The following is a 26,894-nucleotide window of genomic DNA, read 5'->3' as shown; positions in this document are numbered from 1 at the left end:
GCACCGGCGGGCGCACGACGACGGTGAGGACCCGTGATGGGCAAGATCGTCTGGATGATGTCCGCGTCCTTGGACGGCTTCATGGAGGGACCGGACCGCGAGCTCGACTGGCACCTGGTCGACGACGAGCTGCACCGGCACTTCAACGAGAAGGCCGCCCGCATGGGCGCCTCCCTGGAGGGGCGCGTCACCTGGGAGCTGATGGCCGGCTTCTGGCCGACCGCGGACGCCGATCCGGACTGCACCGAGCCGGTGCGGGAGTTCGCCGGTATCTGGCGCTCCATGCCCAAGTACGTGTTCTCCCGGACCCTGGAAAAGGCCGGTTGGAACACCACGATCGTGCGCGAGGTGGTGCCCGAGGAGATCCGGGCCCTGTGCGAGGGCTCGGAGGGGGACCTGGGCGTCGGCGGCGCCGATCTCGCCTCGTCCTTCCTGCGCCAGGGGCTGCTCGACGAGATCCATGTCTACGTCCACCCGGTGCTGATCGGCCGGGGCAAGGCCATGTTCCAGGCGGCGGACGTCACGGCGGACCTCCGGCTCACCGGGACACACACGTTCGGCAACGGTGTCGTCCTGCTCCGCTACGACGTCCAGAGCGCCTCGGCGACGGCCACCCCCGCGTAGGCCGCGCCGAGGCCCGCGACGACGCTTCCCAGTGCGTTCGCCACCGAGTAGAACCCCGCACCGCGCTCGGCGAGCCGCAGGGTCTCGTACGAGAAGGTCGAGTAGGTCGTCAGTGCCCCGCACAGGCCGGTGCCGAGGAACAGGTGGATGTGCGAGGTCGCCGCGCCCGCCACGACCGCGCCCGTGAGCACGCCGAGGACCATGCAGCCCACCACGTTGACGGTGAGGGTGCCCCACGGGAAGTCGGTCTTGTGCCGCGCTTGCACGGCGCGGTCGGTGAGGTAGCGCAGCGGGGCGCCGATCATGCCGCCGGCGACGACGAGCAGCCAGTTCACGTCCGCCTCCACGCCACCAGGCGGCGCGTCGTCCACGCCGCGCACCACACCGCCGCGACGGCAGCGAGCAAGGTCAGGCCCAGGTAGGCCAGGCCGGTGCGGGCCCGGCCGTCCCGTACCAGGCGCTCGATGTCCACCGCGTACGTCGAGAAGGTGGTGAAGCCGCCGAGGACGCCGGTGCCGAGGAACGGCCGGACCAGCCGGTGCGCCGTCCCCAGCTCGCTCACGAGGACCATGAGGACGCCGATCGCCGCGCACCCCACGGCGTTCACCACGAGGGTCGTCCAGGGGAATCCGCCTGTGGTGCCCGGCCAGGTCCTCGACGCCCCGTACCGTGCCACGGCGCCGATGCCGCCGCCCACGGAGACCGCCGCCAGGATCTGCCACTGGCCCCATCGGCCCCCCGCGAGTTCGCGGCGCCGCGCGGCCACGGACAGATCGATGTCGGGGTCCGTGGGTTCGTCCACCGCCCCGGGCCGCTGAGCTCCCATGGGCCTACGCTAACCGTCCCCGCCGGTCGCCGTGTCGCCGACTCCCGGCGTCGGCTCCCTAGGACCGCCCTAGGACAGGTGCTCGCCGTTCCGGATCGCGCGCACGAGGCCGGCGACGAGGTCGGCCCGTCCGGCCATCGTGTCGACCACCAGGTACTCGTGGTCCGCGTGCGCGCCGCCGCCGACCGCGCCGAGGCCGTCCAGTGTCGGCACCCCGAGCGCGGCGGTGAAGTTGCCGTCGCTTCCGCCGCCGACCGCCCTGCCCGCCAAGCCGGGCACCAGCCGCCGCGCCACCGCGAACAGCCCGGCGGCCGCGGACTCGGGCATCGGGGGGCGGCCGACCGATCCCCGGACTGTGACCTGCGCCTTTGCGAGGTGCGGGGTCAGTGCCGCGAAAGCGGACTCGATCCGCTCCTTCTCCTCGGCGGTCTCGACCCGGACGTCGACGACGACGGTCGCCTCGGCGGGAACGACGTTGTCCAGGGTGCCCGCGGACGCGACGGTCGGGGTGACGGTCGTGCCGATGCCGGGGCGGCCGAGTGCCGCGATGTCCAGGACTTGGCGGGCCGCTTCGACCAAGGCGTTGACGCCCGCCTCGGGTTCGAGGCCCGCGTGCGAGGCGCGGCCCGTGACCGAGACCTCGAACGTGCCGCACCCCTTGCGGCCGGTCTTCAGGCCGCCGCCGTCGGCAGCGCCCTCGAACACCAGGACCGCACCGCAGGCAAGGGCGCGCTCCTCGATGAGCGCGCGGGAGGAGTGGGAGCCGACCTCTTCGTCGGCGGTCACCAGGATTTCGACGCCGGACCGGTCCTCCAGGGCCGCGATGCCGTGGATGGCCTGGACGAGACCGCCCAGCATGTCGAAGACTCCGGGGCCGGTCGCGTGGCCACCCTCGACCTCGAACGGGCGGCGTTCGAGAGTGCCGAGCGGAAACACCGTGTCGTGGTGGCCGAGGATCAGCACCCGGGGCTTGCCACCGCCCGACCAGTGGACATGCGGCCCGGCTTCGCTCCCGACGAGGACGGCCCGCCCGCCCAACCGGCTCTCGATGACCGCGGCGACGGCCCGCGCCGAAGCCGTCAGGGCGTCGACGTCGCGCGAGGGCGACTCGACCTCCACGAGCGTCCTGAGATCCTCGATCATCGCGCTGACACTCACATCGACTGCCTTTCGCATCATCACGGCGCAAGGGTACGTGGCGTGTCGATCTTGCCCGGCCGATCTTGGAGCATCGGTCAAGGAACGGGCCCGCCCGAGCGCCGCGCGTTGGGGGGCGCCACCTTCGGCGGCCACGCGGCCGGGTCGAGGAGGCCGAGTACGTAGGCCCGCGCCACGAGCGCCGTCCGGTTCGGGGCCTGGAGGCGGCGGCAGAGCCGTGTCAGGTGGTAGTTGACGCCGTCGACACCGATGCCGACCGTGCGCGCCACGACCGATGTGGTGGCGCCGCCCGCCACCAGGCGCAGGATGCGGGCCTCCTGCGCGCTCAGGGCGGGGTGGGCGAGCTCCGCTCCAGCCTCGTCCGCGTCGGTCGCGACACCGTCCGCGGCCTGCTCCGGCCGCTCCTCCGCCACGCGCAGCGTCACCAGGAGGGGCGGGATCTCCTCCAGCGGGTCGGCGACCGGTTCGACGGTCACCCGACCGTGTCGTGCCGCGCCCCGCACCGTCCAGGTCGCCTCGACGGGGTAGCGGGATCTGCGGCCGGAGCGCATGGCCTCGTCCAGCTTGCGGAGCTGTCGGCTGTTGGTGGGGGTGAGCAGTTCGAGGAGCAGCCGGTTCGCGACGCGGCCCGGCTGGAGCCCCAGGGCCGCGGCGAACGCGGGGTTGGCGACGGAGACGAGGCCGTCCGCGCCGGCGATGGCGGTCGGGGTGGGCGAGCGGTCGAGCAGGCTGAGGAAGCGCCCGCGCCAGACGGCCGCGTCGGCGACCTTCCCCGCGCTCTTCCCCGCGCTCTTCCCCGCGCTCTTCCCCGCGCTCTTCCCCGCGCTCTTCGCCGTGCTCCTCGCCCCGTGCCCCGCGGTCCCGCCCGGGGCGCTGTCGGGTTCGCCCGAATCACTCACGTACATCACTTCCCGCACACATCACGACTGCACACACTCCGGTCCACGCACTCCGGTCCACGCACTCCGGCGCCCCGCGCGCAAGCTCCGGGGCCGAAAACACCCCTACAAGATTATGTAGTTCTCGCGCGGCGGCGCGGCCCGGGGCGGGTCACGGTATGAACGGCGCCCCGCCCACCGGGCGCTCAACTCCCCTGCGTCCACGGGAAGAGGCACTGGCCGATGAGCGAAGAACACACCGTCGAAGTCTGCGGTCTGCGGGATCACCCGGACCTCGTACTGCCCACCGTCGATGTGACGGCGGCCGGACCGACCGCCACCCCCATCCAGCAGTCCGTGGAGCTCGCGCGGCGGCACGGCCCCTGCTACGTCCGCCGGTACCACGGGCGCGAGACCGTCTTCGTCAGCTCCCTGGAGCTGGTCGAGGAGCTCGCCGACGAGACCAGGTTCGCCAAGGGCATCGGACCGGCGCTGGAGAACGTCCGGGGCATCGCCGGTGACGGCTTGTTCACGGCGTACGACGACGAGCCCAACTGGGCGAAGGCGCACGACATCCTGCTGCCCGCCTTCGCCATGAACTCGATGCGTACGTACCACCCGCACATGCTGCGCGTGGCCCGGCGCCTGATCGCCTCCTGGGACGGCCGGTTCGCACCGGGCGCGGCCGAGTCCGCACCGGTGGACGTGTCGGACGACATGACCAGGATGACGCTGGACACCATCGGCCTGGCCGGGTTCGGCTACGACTTCGAGTCCTTCGGCCGCGCCGAGCCCCACCCCTTCGTGCAGGCGCTCGTACGGGGCCTGGCGCACAGTCAGGCGAAGCTGGCCAGGGACCCCGCCGGGGAGTACCGCGCGCAGGACGCGGCCTTCGAGACCGACGCCGCCTTTCTCGCGCAGGTCGTCGACGAGGTGATCGAGACCCGCAAGACGTCGGGGGACACCGGCGTCGACGATCTGCTCGGTCTGATGCTCAACTCCCCGCACCCCGACAGCGGTGAGATCCTGGACGAGGCGAACATCCGCAACCAGGTCATCACCTTCCTCATCGCCGGGCACGAGACGACCTCGGGCACGCTGGCCTTCGCCCTTCACCAGCTGGTGCGCAACCCCGCGGCCCTGCACCTCGCGCAGGCCGAGGTCGACGCGCTGTGGGGCGACGAGCCGGACCCCGAGCCGACGTACGAGGACGTGGGCAAGCTGCGTTACGTACGCCAGGTGCTGAACGAGGCGCTGCGGCTGTGGCCGACCGCCCCCGCGTTCCAGCGCCGGGCCCGCGCCGACACGACCCTCGGCGGGCGCCACCCGGTCGAGGCGGGCCAGAGCGTGGTGGTGCTCACGCCGATGCTGCACCGCGACCCGGTCTGGGGCGACAACGTCGAGGAGTTCGACCCCGAGCGCTTCGCCCCGGAGACCGAGGCGGCCCGCTCCCCGCACGCGTACAAGCCCTTCGGGACAGGTGAACGCGCTTGTATCGGGCGGCAGTTCGCGCTGCACGAGGCCACCATGCTGCTCGGCATGCTGGTGCATCGCTACCGCTTCGTCGACCGGGACCGCTACCGCCTGAAGATCAAGGAGACCCTCACCCTCAAGCCCGAGGGCTTCACCATGACGCTGGTCCCGCGCACCGCGGCGGACCGCGCGCGCGGCCGGTCCGCAATCGCCGGGCCGTCCGCGCCCGGCGGCCTGTCCGGTTCCGGCGGCGCGGCCGGAGATGCCGTCGCCGGGCCTGCGGACGGCCTGCCCACCCGGGCGGCGGCGGGCACCGCCCTGACGCTGCTGCACGGTTCCAACTTCGGGACGTGCCGCGAGTACGCCGCCCAGCTCGGCGAGTCCGCCGCGGGCCTCGGCTTCGACGTGCGCGTCGCCCCGCTCGACGAGGCAGCCGGTGCGCTGCCCGCCGACTCCCCCGTCGTGATCGTCGCCGCCTCCTACAACGGCCGGCCCACCGACGACGCGGGCGCGTTCGTTTCCTGGCTGGGCGAGGCCGCGCCCGGCTCGGCCGACGGCGTGCGGTACGCGGTCCTCGGTGTCGGCGACCGGAACTGGGCGGCGACCTACCAGCGGGTGCCCACCCTCATCGACGAAGGGCTGACCGCCGCGGGCGGGACCCGCCTCCTGGAGCGCGCCGCGGCGGACGCCTCCGGGGACCTCACCGGCACGGTCGACCGCTTCGCCTCGGCGCTGCGTCAGACGCTGCTGCGGCAGTACGGCGACCCGGAGAGCGTCGGGGACACCGGCACCAACACCGGCACCGGCACCGCGCCCGCGGCCAGGGGCTACGACGTCGTGGAGGTCCTCGGCGGGCCGCTGGACGCGCTGGACGCCCGGCACGGCACGCTGCCGATGACCGTCACCGAGACCGCCGATCTCGCCGACCTCACCCATCCGCTCGCCCGCCCGAAGCGGTTCCTGCGCGTGGCGCTCCCGGACGGTGTGTCCTACCGCACCGCCGACCACCTCTCCGTCCTGCCGGTCAACGGCCCCGCGGCGGTCGAGCGCGCGGCGGCGGTCCTCGGGGTCGCCCTGGACACGGTCCTCAGCATCCGCGCGCACCGGCCCGGCCGGTCCACCCTGCCGCTGGACCGCCCCGTCGCCGTGCGTGAACTCCTCGGCCGGTACGTCGAGTTGGGGGACCCCCCGACCGCCGCGCAGGCCGCTCTGCTCGCCGAGCACAACCCGTGCCCGCCGGAACGGGCCGCGCTGCGGCAACTGGCGGGAGACCAGGCAGCCTTGACGGCGCGTCAGGGAAGCCTGCTTGATCTGGTCGAGGACCATCCGGCCCTGTGCGGCGGGCTCTCCTGGCCCGTCCTGCTCGAACTGCTGCCGCCGGTCCGCCCGCACCACTACTCGATCTCGTCGTCACCCTCGGCATCGCCGGACCACGCCGACCTGATGGTCTCGCTCCTCTCGGCACCGGCCCGCTCGGGACGCGGAACGTTCCGCGGCACCGGATCCTCGTACCTGCACGGCCTTCGGCCCGGCGACACCCTCCACGCGCGCGTGCAGCCCTGCCGGGACGACTTCCGGATCGCGGCCGGTGCGGCGACGCCGGTCGTCATGGTCGGCGCGGGCACGGGTCTCGCGCCGTTCCGCGGGGCGATCGCCGACCGTCTGGCGCTGCTTCGGGACGGCGGGAGCCTCGCCCCGGCGCTCTGCTACTTCGGCTGCGACCACCCCGACGTCGACTATCTGCACCGCGCGGAGCTGACGGACGCGGAGCGCGCGGGCGCGGTGTCGATGCGCCCGGCGTACTCCGCCGCGCCCGAGGGCGAGCTCCGCTTCGTACAGCACAGGATCGAGGCGGAGGCCGCTGAGGTCTGGGGCCTGCTTGAGGCCGGGGCGCAGGTCTACGTCTGCGGCGACGGCTCACGGATGGCCCCGGGCGTCCGGGAGGCGTTCCAGCGGCTGCACGCTAAGTACACGGGCGGCGGGAGCGCGGCGGCCGAGGCGTGGTGGCGCGACCTTGCCGCCTCGGGGCGCTATGTCGAGGACGTCTATGTGGGCAGCTGAGATGGAGCCGTCGCCGCGGGCGGGGCTCATCCCCGGTACGTCTCGAGCAGCCGCAGCCACACCTCGCTGATCGTCGGATAGGCGGGGACCGCGTGCCACAGGCGGTCGAGGGGGATCTCGCCCGCGACCGCCATCGTCGCCGAGTGGATGAGTTCGCCGACGCCGGGGCCGACGAAGGTGACGCCGAGCAGGACCTCGCGGTCCAGGTCGACGATCATGCGGGCGCGGCCGCGGTAGCCGTCGGCGTAGAGGCCCGCGCCCGCGACGCCGGACATGTCGTAGTCGACGGCGCGGACGTGGTGGCCCGCGGCCTGTGCCTCGGCGAGGGTCAGGCCCGCGGAGGCCGCTTCGGGGTCGGTGAAGACGACCTGCGGGACGGCGTCGTGGTCGGCCGTGGCGGCGTGCGCGCCCCAGCGGTCGGTCTCCAGGAGCGGGACGCCCTGGGCGCGGGCGGCGATGGCGGCGCCTGCGATGCGGGCCTGGTACTTGCCCTGGTGGGTGAGGAGCGCGCGGTGGTTCGCGTCGCCGACCGCGTACAGCCAGTCGCTGCCCTCGACGCGCAGGCTCTCGTCGACCGACAGCCAGGAGCCGGGTTCCAGGCCCACGGTCTCCAGGCCGATGTCGTCCGTGCGCGGGGCGCGGCCCGTGGCGAAGAGGATCTCGTCGGCCTGCAGGGTCGAGCCGTCGTCCAGGGTCGCCGTGACGGTGCCGTTCTCGCGGCGCACCGCGGTGACGGAGACGCCGGAGCGGACCTCGGCCCCCGCTTCCGTGAGGGCCTCCCGCACCAGCTCGCCCGCGAACGGCTCCATGCGGGGCAGCAGGCCCCCGCCCCGTACCAGGACCGTGACGGCCGAGCCGAGGGCCTGCCAGGCGGTGGCCATCTCCACGGCGACGACGCCGCCGCCGACCACCAGGAGGCGGCCGGGCACGTGGTCGGCGGCGGTGGCCTCGCGGCTGGTCCACGGCTTGACGTCGGCGAGGCCCGGCAGGTCGGGCAGGGCGGCGCGGGTGCCGGTGCAGACGGCCACCGCGTGGCGGGCCCGCAGCGTGCGCACGGCGCCGTCCGTGCCGGTGGCCGTGACCTCGCGGGGGCCCGCGATGCGGCCGTGGCCCCGGTACAGGTCGACGCCGACGCCCTCCAGCCAGCCGACCTGGCCGTCGTCCTTCCAGTGCGACGTGTAGTCGTCGCGGTGCGCGAGGACCGCGGAGGCGTCGAGCGGTCCCTGCACGGACTGGCGCAGGCCGGGGACGCGGCGGGCGTCCGCGCGGGCGATGACGGGGCGCAGCAGGGCCTTGCTGGGCATGCACGCCCAGTAGGAGCACTCACCCCCGACGAGCTCGCTCTCCACGATCGCGGCGCTCAGCCCGGCCGCACGGGCCCGGTCCGCCACGTTCTCCCCCACGGGACCTGCTCCGATGACTACTACGTCGTACGTGATGGCATCCGTCATGAGGACAGTCTGTCGGCAGGTGTGCGCCGTGGCCACACGGGTACGCGCGCGTAATGCGCCGGTGCACATGCGGCACCTTCCGCGCGTACGACAGGCGGAATACGTCCGCGTCATCGGCCGTTGTGCACAGCGGCTACGCCCGACAGCAGGAAGTAGGACACACCATGAGCAACGCCACCCTGGAGCTCACCAAGGACAACTTCGACCAGACGGTCACGGACAACGGATTCGTGCTGATCGATTTCTGGGCCGACTGGTGCGGGCCGTGCAAGCAGTTCGCCCCGGTGTACGAGAAGGCCGCCGAGGCCAATCCCGACCTGGTCTTCGCCAAGGTCGACACGGAGGCGCAGCCCGAGCTCGCCCAGGCCTTCAACATCCAGTCGATCCCGACCCTGATGATCGTCCGCGACCAGGTCGCGGTGTTCGCCCAGCCGGGCGCGCTGCCCGAGGCCGCGCTCACGGACGTCATCGGCCAGGCCAGGAACCTGGACATGGACGAGGTGCGTCGGCAGGTCGCCGAGGAGCAGGCCGGTCAGCAGGGCGAGCAGCAGGGCCAGTAAGCGGTACCTCGGGCTTGGTCAGCTGGACTCGCGGTGCACGATGTCTGCTCCGAGCACGTCGTGCACCTCGGGTTCGGCGCCCGGGTCGCGCACCACGCGGTCGACGAGTTCGGCCAGTCCGCGGCCCGACGGCAGTTGGATGCGGACGGTGCTGAGCCGGGGCCTGAGGAGTCGGCCGAGCATCAGGTCGTCCGAGCCCATGAGGGCGGTCTCGTCCGGGACGGCGATGCCTTCGTCCTGCAGGGCGCGCATCAGGAGCATGGCGTATTCGTCGTTGTACGCGAAGACGGCGTCGAGGCCCAGGTCGCGCCAGCGGTCCGCGAGCCGGGCCGCCGATTCCTCGTCGTACGCGAGGGGCAGTTCGGTGACCGACGCGCCGGCGGTACGGGTGCTCTCGACCGCCTGGCGGGCCCCTTCGAGGCGGGGTCGTGAGAAGTGTTCCAGGCCCAGTTCCTCGGGGACGACGACGCCGATCCGGCGGCGCCCGCGGGCCAGGAAGTGCAGGGCGGCGGCCTCGCCGACCCTGCGTCCGTCCATGAGCAGGGCGTGGGCGCCCTCCACCCGGTGCGGTCCCAGGGTGAAGACGGCCTTGGCGCCGGACCGCTTGAGGACGGTGACGCCGCGCGGGCCGACCGCGGAGACGTCGGGGGCGAGCACGGCCACGGGGCGCAGTTCGGCCCAGGCGCGGGCGGCGTCCTCGCCGGTCAGGCCGAGGCTCGCGTACTGCACGACGGTGTAGTCGAGGCGGCCGAGCGCCCACTGCAGCTCATTGAAGAACTGGCTGAAGAGCGGGCCGATCGGGATTTCCGCGGTGGGCATCAGGACCATGCGGCTGTGTCCGGCACGCAGGCTGCGGGCGGCGGCGTGCGGAACGTAGCCGAGCTCCCTGGCCGCTTCGTGGACGCGGCGGCGCGTGGGTTCGCTGATGCGGACGGCGCTGGTGTTGTTGAGGACGTACGAGACGGTCGCGCGGGAGACCCCCGCCAGACGCGCGACGTCGGCGCTCGTCGGCACGGAACGCTGCGTGGACTGCTGCTTCGGTATCTGCACCATGGCCCCGCCATCCTTGCAGACGCCGCCGGTGCGGCCTCGGGCGGGGAACTTCCTTCCCGGCGTTCCGTGTTGTGCTACTCGCCGGTTAACGTTCGGGCACCCGTCGTCGAGCGAAGGTGCCCCCCACATGACTGCCGACCGTGCCGAAGGCCTGGCGCGCACCGCCCGCGCGCTCGCCGACGGAGAGGTGTCCGCGCGTGCGCTGACCGAGCGGACGCTGGCCAGGATCGAGGCGTCGCAGCCGGTGCTCAACGCGTTCAAGCTGGTGCGGGCACAGGCCGCGCTCGCCGAGGCGGACGCGGCCGACCGGGAGTTGGCGGCGGGCGGCGCGTCCTCGGGGCGGCCGCTGCTCGGGGTGCCGCTGGCCGTGAAGGACGACATGGACGTGGCGGGCGAGCCGACCGCGTTCGGCTGCCGGGGCGACTTCCCGCCGAAGGCGGCCGACTCCGAGGCGGTGCGCAGGCTGCGGGCGGCCGGGGCCGTGATCGTCGGCAAGACCAACACGTGTGAGCTCGGGCAGTGGCCGTTCACGGAGGGGCCCGGCTTCGGCGACACCCGCAACCCGTGGAACACCGGCCACACCCCGGGCGGTTCGTCGGGCGGCTCGGCGACCGCGGTCGCCGCGGGTCTGGTCCCGGCGGCCCTTGGCTCGGACGGCGCGGGCTCGGTGCGGATCCCGGCGGCCTGGACCCATCTGGTGGGCATCAAGCCGCAGCGCGGCCGGATATCGACGTGGCCGTGGCCCGAGGCCTTCCAGGGCATCACCGTCAACGGACCGCTCGCCAGGACCGTCGCGGACGCCGCGCTGCTCCTGGACGCGGCGAGCGGCAGCCACGAAGGCGACCTGCACCGGCCCCCGGCCATCAGGGCCGCCGAGGCCGCGACCCGCGATCCGGGGCGGCTGCGGATCGCCCTGTCACTGCGGATGCCGTTCACGGCGACGCCCAAGCGACTGCACCCAGTGGTCAGGGACCGGGTAGTGACGCTCGCGGAGCGGCTCGCCGCGCTCGGGCACGACGTGGCCGAGGCCGACCCCCGCTACGGCCAGGTCGGCCTGGCGTTCGTGCCGCGGGCCACGGCGGGCGTCGCGGAGTGGAGCCGCCAGGTGCCGGACTTCTCGCTCCTGGACCCGCGCACGCGGGAAGCGGCCCGCATGGGGCGGCTGTTGGGGCGCGCCCCGCTGCGGCTCGCGCGCCGCGCGGAGGCCGCGCTGCACCGCCGGGTGGGCGCCGTCTTCTCGACGTACGACGTGGTGATCGCGCCGACGACGGCCGCTCCCCCGCCGCGCGTCGGCACGCTCGCCACGCTGAACGGCTGGCGGACCGACCGGGCGATGATCGCGGCGTGCCCCTACGCCTGGCCGTGGAACGTGCTCGGCTGGCCGGGCGTCAACGTGCCCGCGGGCCGCACCCCGGGCGGCCTGCCCGTCGGCGCCCAGCTGCTCGGCCCCGCGGGCAGCGAGCCGCTCCTGATCTCCCTGGCCGCGCAGTTGGAGGCGGACCAGCGGTGGTACGAGCAGTGGCCGGCGCCGGTGCCCGACGCGGACTGCGGCGGGAGTCCCGCGCAGATTCCCGGTACGGAAACGGCCTGAGGGGCACTCTTGTGCGGAGGCCCTCAAGGGTTTTGGGTGTGACGAGCAATGCCGGATGGAAGGATCCCCGCATGCCTGAGGGAGACTGTAGGAAACACCGCAGCACGCGCCCCACAAGGGCGCGGGACACGGTGTCGGAGGCCGAGGTGGAGGCGCTGGTCCGCGGCATCTGCTTCAAGACCGGCCCGCCCCGCGTCATCGGCGTCGAACTGGAATGGCTCGTTCATGAGCCGGACCTGCCCCATCTGCCCGTATCCACCGCCCGTCTGGAAGCGGCCTACGCCGCACTGCGGGCCCTGCCACTGCACTCGTCCGTCACCGTCGAACCCGGCGGCCAGCTGGAGCTCAGCTCGCTTCCCGCCACCTCACTGACGGAGTGCGTATCGGCCATGGAGGCCGATCTCGGCGTCGTACGCGACGCATTGCGTTCCCGCCACCTCACCCTCAGCGGGTACGGCGCCGACCCGTGGCGGCCACCGTCGCGGATCCTGCGCGAACCCCGCTACGACGCCCTCGAGTCCTGCCTCGACCGCGGCGGTCCTGCCGGGCGCCGCATGATGTGCTCGACGGCGTCCGTGCAGATCTGCCTCGACGCCGGGTACGAGGAGCCGGGACCGCTCGGCTACGCGCGGCGCTGGCGGTTCGCCCATCTGCTCGGCCCCGTCCTGGTCGCGGTGTTCGCCAACTCGCCGCTGCAGGACGGCCGTCCCACCGGCTGGCGGTCGACCCGGCAGGCCGTGTGGGCGGGCATCGAGCCCGGCAGATCAGGTGCTCCGCCGCTCGACGGTGAGCCGCGCGAGGTGTGGACGCGGCACGCACTCGACGCGCCGGTCATGTGCGTCAGGAGAGAGCCGGGCGACGGCCCTTGGAGCGTCCCTGAAGGGCTGAGCTTCCGGGAGTGGGCCCGGATCGGCGCCTCGCGCAGACCCACCCACGAGGACCTCGTCTACCACCTGACCACGCTCTTTCCGCCGGTCCGCCCGCGCGGTCACCTGGAGCTGCGGATGGTGGACGCCCAGCCGGGGGACGACGGCTGGATCGTGCCCCTTGCCGTGACGAGCGCGCTGTTCGACGACCCGGAGGCGGCCGAGACCGCCTACCGCGCCGTCAAGCCGCTGGCCGAGCGGTACGGACCGCCCGGCTCCCCCGCCGCGCCGCACAACCCGCTCTGGCTCGACGCGGCGCGGCACGGCCCGGCCGACCCCGAACTGCGGGAGGCCGCCGTCGCCTGCTTCGCCGCCGCCATGGACGCGCTGCCCCGCCTCGGCGCGGCCGCCTCCGTGCGCGACGCCGTCGCGGCCTTCGCCGACCGGTACGTCGCGCGGGGCCGCTGCCCGGCCGACGACCTGCTCGACGGCCTGCGCGACGCCCCCCACCCCCACGACACACCTGGGAAGGACTCCCGCCGATGACAGGCTCCACCGCCGACCCCGAAGCCCTTCGGGAGCGCGCGCTGGCCGCGCTCCTGGCCGCCCGGGACCGCACCACCCTCCTCACCACCTGTGTGGAGGAGTCCGAGCTGATCGCACAGCACTCGCCGCTGATGTCGCCGCTGGTCTGGGACCTCGCGCACATAGGGAATCAGGAGGAGCAGTGGCTGCTGCGCGCGGTCGCGGGCCGCGACGCGATGCGGCCGGAGATCGATTCGCTGTACGACGCCTTCGAGCATCCCCGCGCCGAGCGGCCCAGACTCCCGCTCCTCGCGCCCGCCGAGGCCCGCGGCTACGCGGCCGAGGTGCGGGGCCGCGCGCTCGACGTCCTGGAGAAGGCGCCGTTGCGCGGCACACCGCTCACCGACGCGGGCTTCGCCTTCGGGATGATCGCGCAGCATGAGCAGCAGCACGACGAGACGATGCTGATCACCCATCAGCTGCGGACGGGCCCCACCACCCTCACCGCCCCCGACCCGCCCTCCGGAGAGCCCTTCGACGGCCCGGCCGAAGTCCTGGTCCCCGGCGGCCCGTTCACGATGGGCACGTCCACCGAGCCGTGGGCCCTCGACAACGAACGCCCCGCGCACCGCCGCCTGGTCCCGCCGTTCTTCATCGACACGACTCCGGTGACGAACGGCGCGTACCAGCGTTTCATCGACGACGGCGGCTACGACAGGATGCACTGGTGGGACCCGGCCGGCTGGGCGATGGTCCGCGAGAACAGGCTGCGGGCGCCGCTGTTCTGGCACCGCGAGGGCGGCCAGTGGCTGCGGCGGCGCTTCGGGACGGTGGAGCCGGTGCCCGCCGACGAGCCGGTGCTGCACGTCAGCTGGTACGAGGCCGACGCGTACGCGCGCTGGGCGGGCCGGCGCCTGCCCAGCGAGGTGGAGTGGGAGAAGGCCGCCCGGCACGACCCGGTGACCGACCGGTCGACGCGCTACCCGTGGGGTGACGCGGACCCCACCCCGGAGCGGGCCAACCTGGGGCAGCGGCATCTGCGCCCCGCCCCCGCCGGAAGCTACCCGGCGGGTGAATCGCCGCTCGGCGTACGTCAGTTGATCGGCGACGTCTGGGAGTGGACGGGCGGCGAGTTCCTTCCCTACCCGGGCTTCTCCGCCTTCCCCTACCGCGAGTACTCGGACGTCTTCTTCGGCGGCGACTACAAGGTGCTGCGCGGCGGCGCCTTCTCCGTCGACGCGGTGGCCTGCCGCGGCACGTTCCGCAACTGGGACCATCCGGTGCGGCGGCAGATCTTCGCCGGATTCCGCACGGCGCGGGACGCCGGGCCCACGGAGACCGCGGACCCGGAGAGCGCCTGATGTGCCGTCACCTTGCCTGTGTGGGCCCGCCGGAGCCGCTGGGCGCTCTCCTCGTGACACCCGAGCACAGCCTGTTCCGCCAGTCGTGGGCGCCCCGGATGCAGCGGCACGGCACGGTCAACGCCGACGGTTTCGGCGTGGGCTGGTACGCGGACGGGGACCCGGAGCCCGCGCGCTACCGTCGCACCGGGCCGATCTGGGGCGATCAGTCGTTCGCCGATATCGCCAGGGTCGTGCGCTCCGGGGCGCTCCTCGCGGCCGTGCGCGACGCGACCGTGGCGGGCGCCGACGGGGAGGCCGCGGCGGCGCCGTTCGCCGCCGGGCCGTGGCTGTTCAGTCACAACGGCGCGGTCACCGGCTGGCCGGGATCGCTCGCCCCGCTCGCCCGCGACCTGCCGGCCGCCGAGCTGCTTTCCATGGAGGCGCGCTGCGACTCCGCACTGGTGTGGGCGCTCGTCCGGCACCGGCTGCTGCGCGGCGACGAGGCCGGGCAGGCCCTCGCGGACACCGTCGTCGAGGTCGCGGGGGCCGCCCCCGGATCGCGTCTGAACCTGCTGCTCACCGACGGCGACACGATCACCGCGACGGCCTGGGGCGACACCCTCTGGTATCTCGCGGAGCCCGGCCGACGCACCGTCGTTGCCTCCGAGCCCTACGACGACGACCCCCACTGGCGCGAGGTGCCCGACCGCACGCTGCTCGCCGCCGACCGCACCGACGTACTGCTGACCCCGCTCAAGGAGCCCCCCGCGTGAGCCCGTTCCTGCTGACCCGCACCCTGCCCGAGGACGCCACGGACGCCGCGCTGCGCGCGGACGTCCTGAACGGCCTCACCCGCACCCCCAAGTCGCTGCCGCCCAAGTGGTTCTACGACGCGCGCGGCAGCGTCCTCTTCGACGAGATCACCACCCTGCCCGAGTACTACCCCACCCGCGCCGAGCGCGAGATCCTGGTGGCCCGCTCCGCGCGGATCGCCGAGGTGACGGGCGCCCGCACGCTGATCGAACTGGGTTCGGGCTCCTCGGAGAAGACCCGCCACCTGATCGACGCCCTGCCCGCCCTGCACACCTACGTCCCCGTGGACGTGAGCGAGAGCGCCCTGACCGGCGCCGCGAACACCCTGGTCGCGGAGCGGCCCTCGCTCGATGTGCACGCCCTGATCGCCGACTTCACCCGCGGCCTCGCGCTGCCGGGCACGCCGGGCCCGCGCCTGATCGCCTTCCTCGGCGGCACGGTCGGCAATCTGCTGCCCGCCGAACGCGCCGCGTTCCTCTCCTCGGTGCACGCGCTCCTGCAGCCGGGCGACGCGCTGCTCCTCGGCACGGACCTGGTCAAGGACGAGTCGGTGCTCGTCTCCGCGTACGACGACCGGACGGGTGTGACGGCGGCGTTCAACAAGAACGTCCTGTCGGTGATCAACCGGGAGCTGGCGGGCGACTTCGACCCGGACGCCTTCGAGCACGTCGCCGTCTGGGACCGCGAGCGCGAGTGGATCGAGATGCGGCTGCGCTCCACCGCCGATCAGACGGTGAAGATCCACGCGCTGGACCTGGCGGTCGACTTCGTCGCGGGCGAGGAGCTCCGTACGGAGATCTCGGCCAAGTTCCGCGAGGACGGCGTACGGGCCGAACTGGCCGCCGCCGGAATGGAACTGACGCACTGGTGGACCGACGAGAGGGGGCGCTTCGCGCTGTCGCTGAGCACGGTGGCGTAGGGCGGCCGTACCCAGACCGGCCCCAGACCGGCGCCAGACCGGCGCCAGACCGCCCCCAGGGGCCTCTCCACTGTGGCCGGTGGCCAGCCCGGTCCCGCCCGACGCGGCGCGGGACCGGGCATCCGTCACAGCCCTCCGACGTTCAGCGCCTCGGTGATCTGGTCCGACGCCTTGCGGGCCTCGGCCTGCGGGTCGCCGCCCATCAGGACCTGCGTCATGTAGTCCTTGATGGGGTTGTCCGCCTCGACGCCCGCCCAGCGGGGTGAGTTGGGGGTCGCCCGGCCGTTCGCCGCACCGGCGGCCATCGCGGCGACGCCCTCCTCACCGGCGACCGCGGGAGCCAGCTTCGCCTTGTTCGGGACGTAGTTCATCGTCCGGGCCAGCTCGGTCTGCCACTTCTTGCCCGCGAGGGCCTCGATCACCTCGACCGCGCCCTTGTGGTCGTCGCTGTGCTCGGGCACCACCAGGTCGGAGCCGCCGGTGAAGACCGCGCCGGGCTTGCCCGCCTTCTTGCCGGGGATGGGGAAGTAGCCCAGCTTGCCCTTCAGTTTCGGGTTCTTCTCCTCGATGGCGCGGGCCGCGCCGGGCACCGTGACGATCTGTGCGACATCGCCGCCCGCGAACACGCCCGCCTGCGAGGGATGTTCCTCGTCGGCGTTGCGCGGCCCTTCCCCGAGCGCCTGCAACCGCTGGTAGAACTCCATGCCGCGCTGCGCCGCGGGTGTGTGCAGGCTGCCCCGCCAGTCGCCGGAGGACTCCTTGGTCTCCTTGGCCAGTTCGCCGCCCTCGTCCCAGATGAACCCGGCGAGGGTGTACCAGTCCTGGCCCGCCAGGTAGATGCCCTGGTTCCCGCCGGAGTTGAGCTTCTCCGTCGCCGTGATCCACTCCTCGCGGGTCCGCGGCGGGCTCTTGACGCCCGCCTGCGCGAACAGGTCCTTGTTGTAGATGACGACGCGGTTGGCGGCGTACCAGGGGATGCCGTACTGGGCGCCGCGGTAGCGTCCGGGCTCGGCGAGGCCCGGCAGCCAGTCGTTCATGCCGAGGTCGCGCGCGGACTCCAGAGTGAGGTCGTACAGGCCGCCTTCGTCGACGTACTGCGCGACCTGGGTGTTGCCGACCTCGATGACGTCGGGGCCGTCCCCGTCCTCTTCCTTGAGCGCGTTCTTCACCTTGGTGCCGATGCCGGTCCATTCCTGGACGCGGACGTCCAGGTCGATCCCGTCGTGCTCCTTCTCGAAGTCCTCCGTGAAGCCCTCGACGAACTCGGACGACGCGCTGCCCCGCATCAGCCAGACCGTGACGGTGCGGTCTCCGTCGCCGCCGGGCAGCACCCCGCATCCGGCGAGCAGAACGGACGAGGAGAGCGCGAGGGCCAGAGACATGGCGGCGCGGTGGTGCGGGTTCACGTGGGTCACTTTCTGCCTGCGGACAGGGAAGGTCAGCCCGACGCGGGGGGATGAGCTCGTGGCTCGAACGGGTTATTGACCTGGATTTTGGTATGTACCAAAGGCCTGGTCAAGGGGGTACGCCATCTCGCGCGAGCGGGCGCGCTGGTGCACGGTGGAGTGACGGCGCGCCACGGCGCCGTGCGACGTCACCCGACGGCCCGGAGGAACACGCTCATGACCGACCACACCTATCGCGTCACCGAGATTGTCGGCACCTCCCACGAAGGCATCGACCAGGCGATCCGCAACGGCGTCGAGCGCGCCTCGCGCACGCTCCGTTCGCTGGACTGGTTCGAGGTCACGCAGGTGCGCGGGCACATCGAGGACGGGCAGATCCAGCACTATCAGGTGGGGCTGAAGGTGGGATTCCGCCTGGAGGACGGCGACAGCGCGTAGGCGCTTCGCGCTGCGGGAGTCTGCTGTGCGGGGTTCTGCTGTGCGTTGTCGAGTGCGGGTGGTCTGTGGTTGCTCGCGCAGTTCCCCGCGCCCCTTAAGGGGGGCGCTCAGGTGCGGCCCTCCGTCTCCTGGGCTGTCTTCAGGGGTTCGGACTCCGTGCCCCAGGTGGCGCGTACGACCGTGAAGCCCGCGCGTTCCGCGTCGTCGCAGACGAGCTCGTCGTCGTCCACGAGGACGCGGATCTCGCGGTCGCGGGCGAGGGAGCGCAGGATCTCCAGCTTGGTGCGGCGGGCCGGGCGGCGGTCCCCGTCGCGGCGCATCCAGACGCGGCCCCCCGGCAGGCCCTGGCGTGCCAGCCAGTCCTCCGTGTCCGCCCGGCACCGCTCGGGGCGGCCCGTCAGATAGACGACCTCGCACTCCTCCGCGCTCGCCAGGGCCAGCTCGACACCGCGTGCCAGCGGCGGGTCCCGGGGCGCCGCGGCGAAGAAGGCGTCCCAGTCGCGCGCCTTGCCCACCAGGTACTTCTGGCGGTGCGCGGTGTCAGCGAGGGTGTTGTCCAGGTCGAACACGGCGAGGGGTCTGCTGTTCTCGGTCATGGTCACGCCGACAGGGAATCATGACGGCGCCCGGGTGTTGAACCCTGTGTGAGCTCAGTGATCGCAGCAACCCGGTTCTCCGTCCTCGACCGCTCCCGCACCCGTGAGGGGCACGACGGCCCCGCGGCGCTGCGCGACACCGTGCGGCTCGCCCAGGACCTCGAAGCGCTCGGCTACCACCGCTTCTGGGTCTCCGAGCACCACGGCGTGCCCGGCGTCGCGGGTTCCGCGCCCACGGTCCTCGCGGCGGCCGTCGCCGCGGCCACCCGCTCCATCCGCGTCGGTACGGGTGGTGTGATGCTGCCGAACCATCAGTCGCTCGTCGTGGCCGAGCAGTTCGGGGTGCTCGCATCGCTCTTTCCCGGCCGGATCGACATGGGGCTCGGCCGTTCGGTCGGCTTCACCGACGGGGTGCGCAAGGCACTGGGGCGCGACAAGCACGACGCCGAGGACTTCGCGGACCGGTTGGGCGAGCTGCTCGACTGGTTCCGCGGCACGTCCGGCACGGGGGTGCGGGCCCGCCCCGCCGAGGGCCTGACCGTGCCTCCGTACGTGCTTGCGGTGGGCGAGGGCGCGACGATCGCCGCGGCGGCGGGTCTGCCGCTGGTCATCGGGGACATCCGGGGCCGCGAGAAGATGCTGCGCGGCATCGAGCAGTACCGCGGCGGCTTCCGGCCCTCGCCGTGGCTCGCCGAGCCGTACGTCATGATCGCGGGCACCGTCGCGGTCGCAGAGAGCGAGGAGGCGGCCCGTCGGCTCCTCGTGCCGGAGGCCTGGTCCATGGCGTACTCCCGCACGCACGGCACGTTTCCCCCGCTCCCGCCCGCCGAGCGCGTGGAGGCGCTGGCCATGACGGAGAAGGAGCGCGGCTTCTACGAGGCGGGGCTGCGCGGTCATGTGCACGGCACGGAGGAGCAGGTGGCCGACGAGCTGGAGCGGGTGATCAAGGAGAGCGGGGCGCAGGAGGTGCTGGTCACGACCAGTACGTACGACCGGGCCGGGCTCCTCGACTCCTTCCGGCGGCTGGCCCGTACGGCAGGCCTTGCGCCTGAGGGCCACCCCCAGCAGTCCGCCGGGGTCTCACCCTGAACCGTGCCGCCCCGCGGGTGCCGCCCCGCCCTCACGCCGACGCGGGCGCCTCGGCCGACGGCTGCCGTCCGACCGCGGACGCGACCGCCTGCGCCACCCCCGCCGGGCCGGTCACCGGCGTGCTCACGCGCAGCTCGTCGCAGGCGGCACGCCAGATCCGCGAAGGGGGAGCCATGACCGAGTTCGTCGCTTTGACGGCGCGGATGATCCAGACGCGGCCCTCGGGGTCCTGCGCCGCGTACTCCAGCGTCGGCCGCTGCTGCACGGTGTAGAGCACACCACGCTCCCTCAGTTCGATCTCAAGCGCTTCGACCTGGTCGGAGCTGGGGTGGGCCGGGTGCACGGTCATGCGCGTCGGAGCCTTTCGAGGGGAGATGTCCCATGAAACGTAAAAGACGCGCAAAGCGGGAGGTAGAGGCCCAAAGGCCCCTATGCCCCGGCGGAGGTCTCGACACGCGCCCGGAAACGGGAAACCGCAGGTGAGAGCAGTCTGGGCGGAACAGGGCCGTTGTATCGTGAAGTCTGTCCCCGAGCCGCAGCCGCGTACGGAGCCCCCATGCACAGCCCCCACGATCCCTTCGTACGCGTCCGGGGTGCCCGGGAGCACAATCTCCAGGGCGTCGACGTGGACATCCCGCGCGATGTCCTCGCGGTCTTCACGGGCGTCTCCGGATCCGGGAAGTCCTCGCTCGCGTTCGGGACCGTCTACGCCGAGGCCCAGCGGCGCTACTTCGAGTCCGTCGCCCCGTACGCCCGGCGGCTGATCCACCAGGTGGGCGCCCCGAAGGTCGGCGAGATCACCGGGCTGCCGCCCGCGGTATCGCTCCAGCAGCGCCGCTCGGCGCCGACCTCCCGCTCCTCCGTCGGCACGGTCACCACGCTCTCCAACTCCCTGCGGATGCTCTTCTCCCGCGCGGGCAGCTATCCGGCGGGCGCCGAGCGGCTCGACTCGGACGCCTTCTCGCCGAACACGGCGGCCGGCGCGTGCCCCGAGTGCCACGGTCTCGGCCGTGTCCACCGCACGACGGAAGAGCTGCTCGTGCCCGACCCCGCGCTGTCCATCCGCGAGGGCGCCGTCGCCGCCTGGCCCGGCGCCTGGCAGGGCAAGAACCTGCGGGACGTCCTCGACGCCCTGGGCCACGACGTGGACCGGCCCTGGCGCGAGCTGCCGCAGCGGGACCGCGACTGGATCCTGTTCACGGACGAGCAGCCGGTGGTGACCGTGCACCCGGTGCGGGAGGCAGGGCGGATCCACCGCCCCTACCAGGGCACCTACATGAGCGCCCGCCGCTATGTGCTCAAGACCTTCTCGGACTCCAAGAGTCAGACGCTGCGCGCCAAGGCCGAGCGGTTCCTGGCGAGCGCTCCGTGCCCGGCGTGCGGCGGGAGCAGGCTGCGGCCTGAGGCGATGGCGGTCACGTTCGCGGGCCACACCATCGCCGAGCTCGCCGCGCTGCCGCTGTCCGACCTCGCCGACGCCCTCGCGGGCGCCGCGGACACCTCGGAGACGGCCCGCGTCCTGACCGGGGACCTGCTCGCCCGCATCGCGACCGTCACCGAGCTCGGCCTCGGCTATCTCAGCCCGGACCGCGCCACGCCCACCCTGTCGGCGGGCGAACTACAGCGCCTGCGCCTCGCGACCCAGCTGCGCTCGGGGCTCTTCGGCGTGGTGTACGTCCTGGACGAGCCGTCGGCGGGACTGCACCCGGCGGACACGGAAGCCCTGTTGACGGTCCTCGACCGGCTGAAGGCGGCGGGCAACTCCGTCTTCGTCGTGGAGCACCATCTCGATGTCGTGCGCCACGCGGACTGGCTCGTCGACGTCGGCCCGCACGCGGGCGAGCACGGCGGGCGGGTGCTGCACAGCGGTCCGGTGGCGGAGCTCGAAGGGGTCCACGAGTCGGCGACGGCCCGCTTCCTGTTCGACCGGGAGGCCGCCCCGGCGCGTGAGGTGCGCGCCGCGAAGGGCTGGTTGAAGGTCGGCCCGGTCACCCGGCACAACCTCCGCGGAGTGACGGCGGAGATCCCACTCGGCGCCTTCACCGCCGTCACGGGCGTGTCGGGCTCAGGGAAGTCCACGCTCGTCGGCGAGATCACCGAGGACCTCGCGGGCGTCGGCAGGCTGGTCTGCGTCGACCAGAAGCCGATCGGGCGTACGCCCCGCTCCAATCTGGCCACCTACACCGGCCTCTTCGACGTCGTGCGCAAGGTCTTCGCGGCCACGGACACGGCGAAGGAGCGTGGCTACGGCGTGGGCCGCTTCTCCTTCAATGTGGCGGGCGGCCGCTGCGAGACCTGCCAGGGCGAAGGCTTCGTCAGCGTCGAACTGCTCTTCCTGCCGAGCACCTACGCGCCCTGCCCGGACTGCGCGGGCGCCCGCTACAACCCCGCGACGCTCGAAGTGACGTACCGGGGGAGGAACATCGCGGACGTGCTCGATCTGACCGTCGAGGCCGCCGCCGAATTCTTCGCCGACACGCCTCCCGTCGTACGGAGCCTTCGCACGCTCCTCGACGTCGGCCTCGGCTATCTGCGGCTCGGCCAGCCGGCCACGGAGCTGTCGGGCGGCGAGGCCCAACGCATCAAACTGGCCAGCGAGTTGCAGCGGGTCGGGCGGGGCCACACGCTCTACCTCCTCGACGAGCCGACGACCGGCCTGCACCCGGCCGACATCGAGGTCCTCACGCGCCGCCTGCACGAACTGGTCGACGGCGGCAACTCCGTGGTCGTCGTCGAGCACGACATGGCGGTCGCGGCGGGCGCGGACTGGGTCGTCGACCTCGGCCCCGGCGGCGGCGACCGGGGCGGCCTGATCGTGGCGGCAGGCACCCCGGCGGAGGTCGCGGGCGCCGAGGGCAGCCGGACCGCGCCGTATCTGGCCCGCGCGAGGCGCGGCGGCCGCTGATCAGAGGCGCGGCGGTCGCTGATCACCCCCGCCGGTAGGCCTCCCGCAGCCGGGCCTTCGCCAGCTTGCCGGTGGGCGTGCGCGGCAGGCGGTCGGTGAAGTCGACGGTGCGCGGCGCCTTGTAGTGCGCGAGCCGCTCCCGTACGAAGTCGATGAGTTCCCGTTCGAGGCCGGGTCCTGCCGCGATCCCCTCCTCGACCTGGACGACGGCCTTGACCGCCTCGCCCATCTCGGCGTCCGGCACTCCCACGACGGCCACGTCGGCGACGGCGGGATGCAGCACGAGCACGTCCTCGGTCTCCTGCGGGTAGACGTTCACGCCACCCGAGATGATCATGAAGGCCTTGCGGTCGGTGAGGAAGAGGTAGCCGTCCTCGTCGACGTGGCCGATGTCGCCGGTGGTCGTCCAGTTCGGGTGGTCGGGGTGCTGGGCCTCGCGGGTGCGGGCCTCGTCCCCGTGGTAGCGGAAGGGCGGCTCGTCGCGCTCGAAGTAGACCGTCCCGGTCTCGCCCGGCCCCAGGACGCGCCCCTCCTCGTCACAGATCCGCAAGATCCCGAGGAAGCCGTCGCGGCCGACGGAACCGGGCTTGCGCAGCCATTCCTCCGGGGAGATGAACGTGATGCCGTTGCCTTCAGTCGACGAGTAGTACTCGTACAGGATCGGCCCCCACCACTCCATCATCCGCCGCTTCACCTCGACGGGGCAGGGCGCGGCCGCATGGATGGCGGTCCTCATCGACGACAGGTCGTACCGCTCGCGCACCTCGGCGGGCAGTTTCAGCATGCGCACGAACATCGTCGGCACCCACTGGCTGTGCGTCACCCGGTGGCGCTCGACGGCCGCGAGAGCTCCCTCGGCCTCGAAGGCGTCCATCAGGACGACAGTGCCGCCGAGTGCGGTCACCACGGCGCAGAAGCGCAGGGGGGCGGCGTGGTAGATCGGCGCGGGTGAGAGGTAGACGGTGTCCTCGCCGAAGCCGTACATGGTCTGGAAGACGGCGGTGTACGTCGTGGGCCGGTCGCGCACGTCCCCCTCGGGGAGCACGGGCCGCACCCCTTTGGGGCGGCCGGTGGTCCCGGAGGAGTAGAGCATGTCGGCCCCGAGCGGCTGCCGGTCCGGCGGCAGAGCGGGGGCGTCGGCCAGCGCCTTCTCGTACGTCCCGTCGTCGAGCCCGAGCAGGAGCGCGGGCCCACCCGCCAATTCCCTTACTCTCTCGCCCAGTTCTGTCAGCGCACCGGAGACGATCAGTACGCCCGCACCGCAGTCGCGCACGATGTAGGCGGCCTCGTCATCGCTCAGATGGTGGTTGACGGCGGTGAGGTAGAGCCCGGAGCGCATGGCCGCCCAGTAGATCTCCAGGGCGCGCGGGTCGTTGTCGCAGAGCAGGGCGAGATGGTCGCCCCGACGCAGACCCGCGGCCCGCAGATGATCCGCGAGCCGCAGGGAGCGTTCTTCGAGTTGTCCGTAGCTGAGGGCCCGTGTGCCGTCGGCGGTGACGACGGCCGGCCTGTCGGGGTCGTACGCTCCGGGATACATGCCGGGAAGCTACGCGCCCCACAGGGGCGCGGGGAACTGCGCGACCAGCCATAGCCGTCCCGCACACAACCGCGCAGCGGCTACCGGCTGACCTTACGCGTGGCCCTCAACCACTCCTTGTTCATCGCCGCGATGGAGGGCAACGGAATCCCCTTCGGACAGGCAGAGGCGCAGGCGCCAGTAAGCGTGCACCCGCCGAACCCCTCCGCGTCCATCTGCGTGACCATGTCGAGAACCCGTGTCTCCCGCTCGGGAGCCCCCTGCGGCAGCACGTTCAGATGGTTGACCTTGGCCGAGGTGAAGAGCATGGCCGACCCGTTGGGGCAGGCCGCGACGCACGCCCCGCAGCCGATGCATTCGGCGTGCTCGAACGCCGAGTCGGCCTCCGGCTTGGGCACGGGCGTGGCGTGCGCCTCGGGTGCCGCGCCGGTCGGGGCGCTGATGTAGCCGCCTGACTGGATGATCCGGTCGAAGGCCGAGCGGTCGACCACCAGGTCCTTGACGACAGGGAAGGCGGCGGCACGCCACGGCTCGATGTCGATGGTGTCGCCGTCCTCGAAGGACCGCATGTGGAGCTGACAGGTCGTGGTGCGCTCGGGGCCGTGCGCGTCGCCGTTGATGACGAGCGAGCAGGCTCCGCAGATGCCCTCGCGGCAGTCGTGGTCGAAGGCGACCGGGTCGTCACCCTTGACGATGAGTTCTTCGTTGAGGGTGTCGAGCATCTCCAGGAACGACATGTCGGAGGAGATGCCGTCCACTTCGTACGTGGACATCGCGCCGTCGGCTTCGGCGTTCTTCTGGCGCCAGACGCGCAGGGTGAGCTTCATGCGTAGCTCCGCTGAGTGGGGTGGACGTACTCGAAGACGAGGTCTTCTTTATGAAGGACGGGGGCGGCGCCGGTGTCGGTGAACTCCCAGGCGGCCGCGTAGGAGAACTCCTCGTCGACGCGGGCGGCCTCGCCGTCGGGAGTCTGGGACTCCTCGCGGAAGTGGCCGCCGCAGGACTCGGCGCGGTGCAGCGCGTCGAGGCACATCAGCTCGGCGAGTTCGAGGTAGTCGACGATGCGGTTGGCCTTCTCCAGGGACTGGTTGAACTCCTCGCCGGTGCCCGGCACCTTGATGCGGCGCCAGAACTCCTCGCGGATCTGCGGGATGCGCTCCAGGGCCTTGCGCAGTCCGGTCTCCGTACGGGCCATGCCGCAGAACTCCCACATGACTTCGCCGAGTTCGCGGTGGAAGGAGTCGGGGGTGCGGTCGCCGTCGACGGACAGGAGCAGGTTGAGCCGGTCCTCGGTCTCGGCGAGCACTTCCTGCACGGCGGGGTGGTCGTCGCCCACCTCGTCCTTGTGCGGGTGGCGCGCGAGGTAGTCGTTGATGGTGGACGGCAGGACGAAGTAGCCGTCGGCGAGGCCCTGCATGAGGGCGCTGGCGCCGAGCCGGTTGGCGCCGTGGTCGGAGAAGTTGGCCTCGCCGACCGCGAAGAGCCCGGGGACGGTGGTCTGCAGGTCGTAGTCGACCCAGAGGCCGCCCATCGTGTAGTGCACGGCGGGGTAGATCCGCATCGGCACCTCGTACGGGTTCTCCGCGGTGATCCGCTCGTACATGTCGAAGAGGTTGCCGTACTTCTCCTCGACGTTCTTCTTGCCCAGGCGCTGGATGGCGTCGGCGAAGTCGAGGTAGACGCCCTGGCCGCCGGGGCCCACGCCGCGGCCCTCGTCGCACACGTTCTTGGCGGCGCGCGAGGCGATGTCGCGGGGCACGAGGTTGCCGAAGGCGGGGTAGATGCGCTCCAGGTAGTAGTCGCGTTCGTCCTCGGGGATCTGATGCGGCGGACGGTCGTCGCCCTTCGCCTTCGGTACCCAGATCCGGCCGTCGTTGCGCAGCGACTCGCTCATCAGCGTCAGCTTGGACTGGTGGTCGCCGGTGCGCGGGATGCAGGTGGGGTGGATCTGCGTGAAGCAGGGGTTGGCGAAGTACGCGCCGCGCCGATGGGCCCGCCAGACGGCCGTGGCGTTGGAGTTCATGGCGTTGGTCGACAGGTAGAAGACATTGCCGTAGCCGCCGGAGGCGAGGACCACCGCGTCGGCGAAGTAGGTGTCGATCTTGCCGGTGACCAGGTCGCGGGCGACGATGCCGCGGGCCCGCCCGTCGACCACGATGACGTCGAGCATCTCGGTACGGGGATGCATCTCCACGTTCCCGGCGGCGATCTGGCGGCTGAGTGCCTGGTAGGCGCCGAGCAGCAGTTGCTGGCCCGTCTGGCCGCGCGCGTAGAACGTCCTGGAGACCTGCACGCCGCCGAAGGAGCGGGTGTCGAGGAGTCCGCCGTACTCGCGGGCGAAGGGCACGCCCTGGGCGACGCACTGGTCGATGATCTCGACGGAGATCTGTGCGAGGCGGTGCACGTTGGACTCGCGGGCGCGAAAGTCGCCGCCCTTGACGGTGTCGTAGAAGAGACGGTGGACGGAGTCCCCGTCGTTGCGGTAGTTCTTCGCCGCGTTGATGCCGCCCTGCGCGGCGATCGAGTGGGCGCGGCGCGGCGAGTCCTGGTAGCAGAACTGCACGACGTGGTAGCCCTGTTCGGCGAGGGTGGCCCCGGCGGAGCCGCCGGCGAGCCCGGTGCCGACGACGATCACGGTGTGCTTGCGCCGGTTGGCGGGGTTCACCAGCTTCGCCTGGAAGCGGCGGGTGTCCCAGCGTTCGGCGACGGGCCCGGAGGGTGCCTTGTCGTCGACGAGCGGCTCCCCCGTCGCGTACGCGGAGTACTCACTGGAGTAGTTCAT

General features: G+C 72.5%; 23 protein-coding genes. 11 read left to right on the top strand and 12 right to left on the bottom strand.

The window, feature by feature from the left end; all coding sequences use genetic code 11:
• The first annotated feature begins 36 nt into the window (after window positions 1-36).
• Window positions 37-624, top strand: a complete 588-nt coding sequence (locus tag ABZ953_RS09640; RefSeq protein WP_361719444.1) for a dihydrofolate reductase family protein — start codon at window positions 37-39, stop codon at window positions 622-624.
• Here ABZ953_RS09640 and crcB (ABZ953_RS09635) read toward each other — a convergent pair.
• The 4 genes from crcB (ABZ953_RS09635) to ABZ953_RS09620 form a co-directional block, all read right to left on the bottom strand.
• Entirely contained in the window at window positions 582-959 is a 378-nt protein-coding gene (gene crcB, locus ABZ953_RS09635; RefSeq protein ID WP_361720143.1) for a fluoride efflux transporter CrcB, read from the bottom strand. The genes ABZ953_RS09640 and crcB (ABZ953_RS09635) overlap by 43 nt on opposite strands.
• Window positions 956-1,450 carry a fluoride efflux transporter CrcB gene (gene crcB / locus ABZ953_RS09630; RefSeq protein ID WP_361719441.1) on the bottom strand — a complete coding sequence of 165 codons (495 nt, stop codon included), beginning with the start codon at window positions 1,448-1,450 and terminating at the stop codon, window positions 956-958. Before crcB (ABZ953_RS09630) ends, crcB (ABZ953_RS09635) begins: the two co-directional genes overlap by 4 nt.
• Before the next feature lie 69 nt (window positions 1,451-1,519).
• A complete protein-coding gene (locus ABZ953_RS09625) occupies window positions 1,520-2,626 on the bottom strand; it encodes a M20 family metallopeptidase (protein ID WP_361720140.1) in 1,107 nt (368 codons plus the stop codon).
• A 59-nt stretch (window positions 2,627-2,685) separates the two neighbouring features.
• Window positions 2,686-3,507, bottom strand: coding sequence for a PAS domain-containing protein (locus ABZ953_RS09620; protein ID WP_361719438.1), 822 nt, complete (start codon window positions 3,505-3,507; stop codon window positions 2,686-2,688).
• Between the two features lie 222 nt (window positions 3,508-3,729).
• Here ABZ953_RS09620 and ABZ953_RS09615 point away from each other — a divergent pair, with 222 nt between their 5' ends.
• Window positions 3,730-7,020: a cytochrome P450 gene (locus ABZ953_RS09615; protein ID WP_361719435.1), complete on the top strand. Its 3,291-nt coding sequence runs from the start codon at window positions 3,730-3,732 to the stop codon at window positions 7,018-7,020.
• A gap of 26 nt (window positions 7,021-7,046) precedes the next feature.
• Here ABZ953_RS09615 and ABZ953_RS09610 read toward each other — a convergent pair whose 3' ends face one another.
• Window positions 7,047-8,471 (bottom strand): NAD(P)/FAD-dependent oxidoreductase, encoded by a 1,425-nt coding sequence (locus ABZ953_RS09610; protein ID WP_361719432.1) that lies wholly within the window; start codon window positions 8,469-8,471, stop codon window positions 7,047-7,049.
• A gap of 164 nt (window positions 8,472-8,635) precedes the next feature.
• Here ABZ953_RS09610 and trxA point away from each other — a divergent pair, with 164 nt between their 5' ends.
• Entirely contained in the window at window positions 8,636-9,031 is a 396-nt protein-coding gene (gene trxA / locus ABZ953_RS09605) for a thioredoxin (protein WP_361719429.1), read from the top strand.
• Window positions 9,032-9,049: 18 nt separating this feature from the next.
• Here the strand turns inward: trxA and ABZ953_RS09600 are convergent, their stop codons facing one another.
• A complete protein-coding gene (locus tag ABZ953_RS09600; RefSeq protein ID WP_361719426.1) occupies window positions 9,050-10,084 on the bottom strand; it encodes a LacI family DNA-binding transcriptional regulator in 1,035 nt (344 codons plus the stop codon).
• Window positions 10,085-10,211: 127 nt separating this feature from the next.
• Here ABZ953_RS09600 and ABZ953_RS09595 point away from each other — a divergent pair, with 127 nt between their 5' ends.
• The 5 genes from ABZ953_RS09595 to egtD all read left to right on the top strand — a co-directional run bounded on the left by ABZ953_RS09595 (window position 10,212) and on the right by egtD (window position 16,141).
• Entirely contained in the window at window positions 10,212-11,675 is a 1,464-nt protein-coding gene (locus ABZ953_RS09595) for an amidase (RefSeq protein WP_361719423.1), read from the top strand.
• A 71-nt stretch (window positions 11,676-11,746) separates the two neighbouring features.
• Entirely contained in the window at window positions 11,747-13,087 is a 1,341-nt protein-coding gene (gene egtA / locus ABZ953_RS09590) for an ergothioneine biosynthesis glutamate--cysteine ligase EgtA (protein WP_361719420.1), read from the top strand.
• Complete coding sequence (gene egtB, locus ABZ953_RS09585) at window positions 13,084-14,427, top strand: ergothioneine biosynthesis protein EgtB (RefSeq protein WP_361719417.1); 1,344 nt, start codon at window positions 13,084-13,086, stop codon at window positions 14,425-14,427. The genes egtA and egtB overlap by 4 nt, the downstream gene beginning before the upstream one ends.
• On the top strand, window positions 14,427-15,182 hold the full coding sequence (gene egtC / locus ABZ953_RS09580) for an ergothioneine biosynthesis protein EgtC (protein WP_361719414.1): 756 nt from the start codon (window positions 14,427-14,429) through the stop codon (window positions 15,180-15,182). The genes egtB and egtC overlap by 1 nt, the downstream gene beginning before the upstream one ends.
• Window positions 15,179-16,141 (top strand): L-histidine N(alpha)-methyltransferase, encoded by a 963-nt coding sequence (gene egtD / locus ABZ953_RS09575; protein ID WP_361719411.1) that lies wholly within the window; start codon window positions 15,179-15,181, stop codon window positions 16,139-16,141. Before egtC ends, egtD begins: the two co-directional genes overlap by 4 nt.
• 125 nt (window positions 16,142-16,266) lie before the next feature.
• On the opposite strand, the gene ABZ953_RS09570 is transcribed toward egtD, so the two are convergent.
• Window positions 16,267-17,523, bottom strand: coding sequence for an extracellular solute-binding protein (locus tag ABZ953_RS09570; RefSeq protein WP_361720137.1), 1,257 nt, complete (start codon window positions 17,521-17,523; stop codon window positions 16,267-16,269).
• Window positions 17,524-17,763: 240 nt separating this feature from the next.
• On the opposite strand from ABZ953_RS09570, the gene ABZ953_RS09565 reads away from it, so the two are divergent.
• Window positions 17,764-17,985, top strand: a complete 222-nt coding sequence (locus ABZ953_RS09565) for a dodecin (protein ID WP_361719408.1) — start codon at window positions 17,764-17,766, stop codon at window positions 17,983-17,985.
• A 107-nt stretch (window positions 17,986-18,092) separates the two neighbouring features.
• Here ABZ953_RS09565 and ABZ953_RS09560 read toward each other — a convergent pair whose 3' ends face one another.
• Window positions 18,093-18,581 (bottom strand): hypothetical protein, encoded by a 489-nt coding sequence (locus tag ABZ953_RS09560; protein WP_361720134.1) that lies wholly within the window; start codon window positions 18,579-18,581, stop codon window positions 18,093-18,095.
• Between the two features lie 48 nt (window positions 18,582-18,629).
• Between ABZ953_RS09560 and ABZ953_RS09555 the strand changes: the two genes are divergently transcribed.
• Complete coding sequence (locus ABZ953_RS09555; protein ID WP_361719405.1) at window positions 18,630-19,670, top strand: LLM class flavin-dependent oxidoreductase; 1,041 nt, start codon at window positions 18,630-18,632, stop codon at window positions 19,668-19,670.
• 31 nt (window positions 19,671-19,701) lie between these two features.
• Here the strand turns inward: ABZ953_RS09555 and ABZ953_RS09550 are convergent, their stop codons facing one another.
• A complete protein-coding gene (locus ABZ953_RS09550) occupies window positions 19,702-20,019 on the bottom strand; it encodes a hypothetical protein (protein ID WP_361719402.1) in 318 nt (105 codons plus the stop codon).
• A 207-nt stretch (window positions 20,020-20,226) separates the two neighbouring features.
• On the opposite strand from ABZ953_RS09550, the gene ABZ953_RS09545 reads away from it, so the two are divergent.
• The gene (locus tag ABZ953_RS09545) at window positions 20,227-22,575 is read left to right on the top strand and encodes an excinuclease ABC subunit UvrA (RefSeq protein ID WP_361719399.1); all 2,349 of its coding nucleotides are present in this window, start codon (window positions 20,227-20,229) and stop codon (window positions 22,573-22,575) included.
• A gap of 22 nt (window positions 22,576-22,597) precedes the next feature.
• Here the strand turns inward: ABZ953_RS09545 and ABZ953_RS09540 are convergent, their stop codons facing one another.
• The 3 genes from ABZ953_RS09540 to ABZ953_RS09530 all read right to left on the bottom strand — a co-directional run bounded on the left by ABZ953_RS09540 (window position 22,598) and on the right by ABZ953_RS09530 (window position 26,894).
• Window positions 22,598-24,112: an acyl-CoA synthetase gene (locus tag ABZ953_RS09540; protein ID WP_361719396.1), complete on the bottom strand. Its 1,515-nt coding sequence runs from the start codon at window positions 24,110-24,112 to the stop codon at window positions 22,598-22,600.
• An 80-nt stretch (window positions 24,113-24,192) separates the two neighbouring features.
• Complete coding sequence (locus ABZ953_RS09535) at window positions 24,193-24,939, bottom strand: succinate dehydrogenase/fumarate reductase iron-sulfur subunit (protein WP_361719393.1); 747 nt, start codon at window positions 24,937-24,939, stop codon at window positions 24,193-24,195.
• Window positions 24,936-26,894: a fumarate reductase/succinate dehydrogenase flavoprotein subunit gene (locus ABZ953_RS09530; protein WP_361719390.1), complete on the bottom strand. Its 1,959-nt coding sequence runs from the start codon at window positions 26,892-26,894 to the stop codon at window positions 24,936-24,938. Before ABZ953_RS09530 ends, ABZ953_RS09535 begins: the two co-directional genes overlap by 4 nt.

The sequence above is a fragment of the Streptomyces sp. NPDC046465 genome, from assembly GCF_040646035.1.
Classification (GTDB): Bacteria; Actinomycetota; Actinomycetes; order Streptomycetales; family Streptomycetaceae; genus Streptomyces.
The sequence above is the reverse complement of the archived record's forward strand: the minus strand, read 5'-3'. Positions and strand labels throughout refer to the sequence as shown.